Below are 6,348 nucleotides of genomic sequence, written 5' to 3'. Positions count from 1 at the left end.
GTCTAAAACCCATGCTGTTTTGGGTTTTTCTCCCACCAAACCTTGCACTACCGATGCACTATCGAAATGCCTAAAAATAGTCAGTGCCGCATTCGGATTATAGCCATCACCCATCCACAGTACATCCGTGGTTAAGTTCTCGCCATTTTTGAACCACTGATTAGTAAATTCAGACTTTGCTTTCAAATAACGTGCTTGTTGATGCGCATAACGGACCCAATGAGTAATAGGCAACGTGTTACTTTCCAACTCGCTTGGTAGTTTTAGATTCGCGGCTTGCGAGCGATAAAATTGATTCACTTCGGGTAAATCAGCTTTCTCTGGGTCTAGAAAGAACACCCAAAAATGGTCGTTAATAACATTCAGGGCTAGCTGGCCACGACACACTGGCCCTTTGATAAAAGCCATGATGGTGTTTTGAGCATTGTCTAACATAAATCGAAAGCGTGCTTTAACCGGAAGGGCATCAAATGCCGTCATCGGATTGGCGGCAACTTCAATATCATAGCTAGGCAAAACCGAGACTTGATAATTAGGTTGAATGAACCATGCTTGCCAATCATCAAGACGTTTTTTATTCAACGCATAGGGTAAATGAGTTTTATCTACGATACTGCCTTGCTCAGGAATCAAACGGTAGTAGACGCGTTCTACACCAGGATTATCGTAAGGACGCCTTGTCGCAATTCGGTTAACCGGCTCGCCCGGGGGCGTTGTCGAACGTATCAAAATGAAAAATCTAGGCTGACCAGCAAGTTCAGAAAAATAAAGGTGAGAAAGAAAAAGATGCTCGTAGATATAACGAGCCATTAACTGATTCTTTGCTGTACCTTCATTTAAAAAGTTTTCGTATTGCGCAACCGATTTCTCCTGATCAGAAGTGAGCGGAATATGACCATTCATGATTGCGCCATCTCTGAGCCACGTGAGTAGCGTATTGTATTCAAGAGGGCTAAGATTTGGCATGCCATAAGGCATTCCCCACGTTGAGTGATCTTGTTTGTACTGTCCGTACTCTTCAATTGTTGGACAAACTTGTTCGCGATCTATCGAAAAATCAAAACCTTTTAGCTGATCTTGTTCTGGTAACGGATGTTCCTCTTTTTGCATTAATAATTTCGCGACTAATCCTGCTTCTAGATTCGCGGTAGGCGTTTGAGATCTCTCATTCAGCACAGGATGAAAACCAAAATCTCGCCACTGCTCTGTGTATTGTGCATCTTCAAACAAACGGGTAGGAGCCGACGCCGTCAGACGCGTACCATGATAAACCAACGCTTTACTGGCTCCACGATCAATCCCTTCAACTGAAGACATTTTTAGCTGGCAGGGCGCATCATAACAGGCGTGACAGACCACGCAGCGCTGATCGATGATGGGTTTAACATCACTTAAAAAGAAAGAGGCTTCTTTTGAATCTACTGGCGATTGTCTTGACTGAACGCTTGCTTCACCAAACAGTTGGTCATAGTTCAAGCCCGCATACATTGCACATCCTGAAAAAAACACGATGCTAAGAATAATAAGTCGATGAAAAGACATAACATGAGAAATTAAGGAATATTTGTCCCAATTAAAGCAAAGATTAACAAAATGCACCACAAAACGATGAAAATAGCGCATTAGGGATGATAAATAGCCCGAGTGGAATAAACGCCACAACTGAACGAATGCTCAATTTAGGATTATAAAACGAGTATACGGTAGACTCGCATTGGCTATACGCATTTAATAAACCCATTGAACCCGCTATAGTTAAACGAAGAAAATTTTGAGGAGTCAAAGGATGAAACTCTCGATATCAGGGAAGTTGCAATTAAGTTTTTTATTGCTGGTGGTGCTTCTTATCATTTCGACCTTTTTTACCTATCGCAGTATTACGCAAGTCGAAACTCACACCAATTCATTGCTGCAAACGGATCTGCCAACCGTGAATACTAGTCGAAATATTCAGCAGTCGATGCAAGAGGTTATTTCAACGTTACGCGCCTATTTATTGGTGGGTTCTCAAAGTGCAGTGGGTGCAACGCAACTGACAAAACTTGAAACTATTATTGGACAGATGGACAAAACGGTACCGGTGTTAGAAACGCTGATTCTCAGTGAGCAATACACCGCGATCATAAGCGAATGGGCAGCAATCAAAGCGCATATCCAAGGCATCGTATTACTGAGCCAAAGTGAGGATAATTTACCTGCCCACACATTATTCATTAACGAGGCCGCCCCCATAGCAGAAGTTGCCCTTGACCAGTTACAAGGGCTGATTAACGACGAGTCGACTAACAAAGAAGGAGGGGAGCGGAAACGTCTCTTTAAATTGTATGCTGACAGCTATAATTCGTTAGCTAATGCACTGGCATCGTTGCGAGATTTCTTACTGTATGCGAAGCCTGAACATCTCGAAAAATATCAAGACCTGATTAACTCTCATAACCAATCTGTTGCTGAAATTGTGGAAAAGTCCTCTTTGCTATCGGATGATGAACAGAGTCTTTGGTCATTATTTAATGAGATGCAGCAGCTTTATTTCCCACTCGCACAGCAGGTGATTGCAATACGCCAATCTGAGCAATGGAACGGCGTCAATCAAAAAATGGCCACACAACTTATGCCTGCCGTAGATAAAATGACTAACCGTCTTGAAGATGTTATCGCCACTCAACAATCAAAAGCAGAGCAAAGTGGCGAAAGGATGAGTCGTAGCATTAGTAATGTGATTAACGTGTTATTTATCATGATTGTCGTGACTGTTTCAGTTGCTGTTTTGCTTTCCAATTACTTAGGTAAGAATATCGGCCGCAGAGTGAGTCGAATTGGAAAGAGAGCCGAAATTATTGCGGCAGGAGATGTCTCTCAACCAGCACTTTTGTGTGAAGGTAGCGACGAGCTATCTCAGCTTACCGCCGCGATAAACAATATGAACAACTCACTGCGAACGATCGTTCAGGGAGTCAGTACCAAAGCGCAACAGGTCAGTCAAAACATGGATGAGCTTCTGAACTATAACTCAAACACTCGGCAGCAAGTACAGCAGCAGCGAGCAAGTATTGAGCAGGTTACAGTACGTTTGAGCGATGTGGCGCAGTATTCTATGGCGACCGCAGAAAAAGCTGAACAATCTACGCAATCTCTTTTGTTATCACAAAATGAGCTCAAAGAGGGAGCCTCGGCGCTAGAACAAAATAGAAAAAGTATTGATAAGCTTGATCAAACCATACAAAAGGCAACGCAATTGGTGCTCGATCTTAGTCGAGAAAGCGAATCGATTGGGCGTGTGACCGAAGTAATAGAGGGATTAGCGGAACAAACTAACCTTCTGGCCTTAAATGCGGCGATTGAGGCCGCAAGAGCTGGAGAATATGGACGAGGCTTTGCTGTGGTAGCGGATGAAGTTAGGTTGCTGGCGACTCGAACCACTCAATCAACCACAGAAATTAACACTATTATAAACGCCATACAGTCAGCGACTGCGGCTGTGGTCAATGAAATTAACATGAGTCAGAACCTTGCCAATGAAGGTGCGGCGCAGACCATCCACGCCTTCAACAAAATGATGGACGTACAAGGAAAAATAACGGCCTTAGATAAGGAAATGCACCAGTTATCCTCGGCGGCCGATCTGCAACAACAATCAACACACCAAATGACTCAATTCATGCAAGAGGTTGTCAATTCGGTGGAAAGTGTGGCAAGTATTAGCCAAATCTCAAACCAAACGTCAGCGCAAGTAAAAGATAATGTCACTGTACTCAATCAAGAAATGGAAAAGTTCAAAATTTAAACGCAAGAGTAGATATGCAATTGATTTAAAAACAACCAAAAGCACACAAATCTCAACCAATTGAATTTACTTTGTTTATTTACTGTTCGCTTGAACGGGTTTTGATAAAAAATGGGTTTTCTTTTTTGCTAACTGTGGCATAGTGACAGCGTCAATTCGGTGCGCGGGCATCGTATAATGGCTATTACCTCAGCCTTCCAAGCTGATGATGCGGGTTCGATTCCCGCTGCCCGCTCCAATATTCTCGTATTTATCCAGTCTACTAGAAACAAAAAATCCACCCTAGAAAGAGTGGATTAGAGTCGTTCTTTTTAAAAATTTAAACGGGACTGACGCTCTCAGCTTGTGGCCCTTTTTGACCATCAGTGATTACAAAACTCACCTTTTGGCCATCGACTAAGTTGCGGCGCCCTTCACCCGTAATAGCGGAAAAATGTACAAATACATCTTTGCTGCCATTATCTGGGGTAATAAAGCCAAAACCTTTGTCTTGGTTGAACCACTTTACAATTCCGTTTACTTTTTCACTCATAATCTTACTCTTGCTATGTTGTTTTGACGTTGCGAAACAGTTGCAACATGAATAACTTAACCAAAGTATTTTGCACAATCTAATGAAGTTTCTGTGAATGTGATGTACGCCTTGTTGAATATCAAATTTTGCGATTTCTATACCAAAATGTGATGCATTAAATCAAGGTAACTGTTCATACTTCAACTCTATTTCTGCCATTTTGTTTAGCTTTATAGAGCGCTTGATCCGCAATTTTTAATACTGCTTCAGGTTTTTCTGAGGCGTAGCTATCAGCAACGCCAATACTAACCGTAATAGAGACAAGATTTGATGGTGTTTTCTGCTCACGCTTCTTGGAACCGAGCTTATCGTCTTTTGGTCTGTCTTCTGCGTTCCTAATGACCATTTGGTACTGTTCAATATCTTTGCGAAGCAAATCTAAGTAGATTGCAGCTTGCTGTGCATTTTTTCCTTTAAATAGGATGGTAAACTCTTCACCACCGTAGCGATAAACACGTGCGTTTCCTTGAGTCAGCAATAAACGGCTAGCAATCAACTTAAGCACATCATCACCAGTGTCATGACCATAGCGATCATTGAACTGCTTAAAATGGTCTATATCTAGCATCGCTATCGCATATTTTTTGCCTAAGTATTTGATGTCAAGATCTAAGGCGTGGCGACCTGGGATACCCGTTAAGCGATCAATAAACGCCATTTTATGGCCCGCCGAAATTAGATATAAGATCAATAAAACCCCGGCTAGAGAGAAAAGTGTGCTTGAGATATAACTCACGTGGAAAAAAATAAAGGTGACGGAGGAAAGTAAAATACTGGCGTAAATGCTGGTGTCTAAGATCTGGTTTCGCGTGAGCACAAATATTGCGGAGACCCCAATTAATGCCAAGAGGTACATCACCAACAAAAATGGCAATTTCGATATTTTCGGTATAGTTACTAAAAAAACTTGGCTAAAATTCTCAAATCCGCCATCACTGACGTACATCAAAGTAACAACGGCCCAAAACATTAACAGCAGCAAAATAGCGATGTATAAGCAATAAGTTTTACTCAATACAGTAGCATTACTTCCTAACGCATAAGGTACTAAACACAAAACGGGTAATAACAAACTTAATAACGAAAGCTCTAGCAAGGTTGTTCCCGTAGAAAGGGGCATCTGTAAGCGCCACTGGATGATTGCGTAGGCCACCATCATCGCTGTCGAGATCATAGCCAAACGCCCTTGCTTAAAAATGTGTCCTAATGCGATTGCTACCGTGAAAAGAATATAAGGCAGGTTACTAGCGAAGCCAATATTGGCGCTAGTGATCAGAATGACGTTTTCCATCCCCAACATAATGGCTATTAGCAACCCTATTGGGAATAAGAATCGAAACCAATGAGATGATACAAAACTTGTCGGCATTAATAATACAAATATGACCTTTGTGGCATTTAAAATTAAAATTGATAATAAGGCCCATAGCATACTTTTATTTAATAGATTGCCAAGCTTTTTGCTAGACTTACTAAATGAAAGCGAGCACTTGAACAAAGTTTAGACGACAACGTATCTAAAAGTTGTATAAAATCACCAAGGTACGCTAAGTTGTTACTGCTAAGTTCTATCTAAATATTTTGATTAGTACGAAGAGGAAGGAGTGTAAGGATGCAAATCAGTGTTGATGTACATAATTACATGGAAACACTTGTCGGACGCGTATTGGCTGAAGATAAGTATGTAAATCACTATGATAATGAGCAGCTTGCCGATCTCGCTTGCTTATCCCTTGCTCAATTGAGACCGATCTATATTCGATACGACATAGATTTTCTCTCTGCGCTACCTGAAGAAAAATTGGTCATACTTAAAGAGAATGCACAAGTTGCCGTTGAATCGGCGGAAAGCATGATCGTTAATGATCGACGTAGACACAGAGAAGATGATATTCCTATCATTCTAGGCCAATTGCGCTTTGACGATAACTTAGAACTAGAGTGGTTCGAGAAGCCGATTATTGAAACAAACAAGTCTTAAAGGAGTTCT

5 protein-coding genes and 1 tRNA gene are annotated in these 6,348 nt (G+C 41.5%); 3 read left to right on the top strand and 3 right to left on the bottom strand.

Translation table 11 applies throughout. The annotated features are described in order from the left end of the window. Window positions 1-1,542 (bottom strand): fatty acid cis/trans isomerase (locus tag AACR75_RS17800; protein ID WP_047691223.1); only part of this gene is annotated, 1,542 nt, incomplete at its 3' end. Between the two features lie 244 nt (window positions 1,543-1,786). On the opposite strand from AACR75_RS17800, the gene AACR75_RS17795 reads away from it, so the two are divergent. Then, on the top strand, window positions 1,787-3,784 hold the full coding sequence (locus tag AACR75_RS17795) for a methyl-accepting chemotaxis protein (protein WP_047691216.1): 1,998 nt from the start codon (window positions 1,787-1,789) through the stop codon (window positions 3,782-3,784). A gap of 163 nt (window positions 3,785-3,947) precedes the next feature. Continuing rightward, window positions 3,948-4,022, top strand: a tRNA-Gly gene (locus tag AACR75_RS17790). A gap of 81 nt (window positions 4,023-4,103) precedes the next feature. Here the strand turns inward: AACR75_RS17790 and AACR75_RS17785 are convergent. Together AACR75_RS17785 and AACR75_RS17780 are read right to left on the bottom strand one after the other, a co-directional pair. Then, window positions 4,104-4,316 (bottom strand): cold-shock protein, encoded by a 213-nt coding sequence (locus tag AACR75_RS17785; protein WP_013867804.1) that lies wholly within the window; start codon window positions 4,314-4,316, stop codon window positions 4,104-4,106. Window positions 4,317-4,491: 175 nt separating this feature from the next. Further along, window positions 4,492-5,856, bottom strand: a complete 1,365-nt coding sequence (locus AACR75_RS17780; protein ID WP_017049558.1) for a GGDEF domain-containing protein — start codon at window positions 5,854-5,856, stop codon at window positions 4,492-4,494. Window positions 5,857-5,970: 114 nt separating this feature from the next. On the opposite strand from AACR75_RS17780, the gene AACR75_RS17775 reads away from it, so the two are divergent. Continuing rightward, complete coding sequence (locus tag AACR75_RS17775; RefSeq protein ID WP_013867802.1) at window positions 5,971-6,339, top strand: late competence development ComFB family protein; 369 nt, start codon at window positions 5,971-5,973, stop codon at window positions 6,337-6,339. Window positions 6,340-6,348: the final 9 nt, after the last annotated feature.

The organism is Vibrio sp. ZOR0018, from assembly GCF_963865925.1.
Taxonomy (GTDB): domain Bacteria; phylum Pseudomonadota; class Gammaproteobacteria; order Enterobacterales; family Vibrionaceae; genus Vibrio; species Vibrio anguillarum.
The sequence above is the reverse complement of the archived record's forward strand: the minus strand, read 5'-3'. Positions and strand labels throughout refer to the sequence as shown.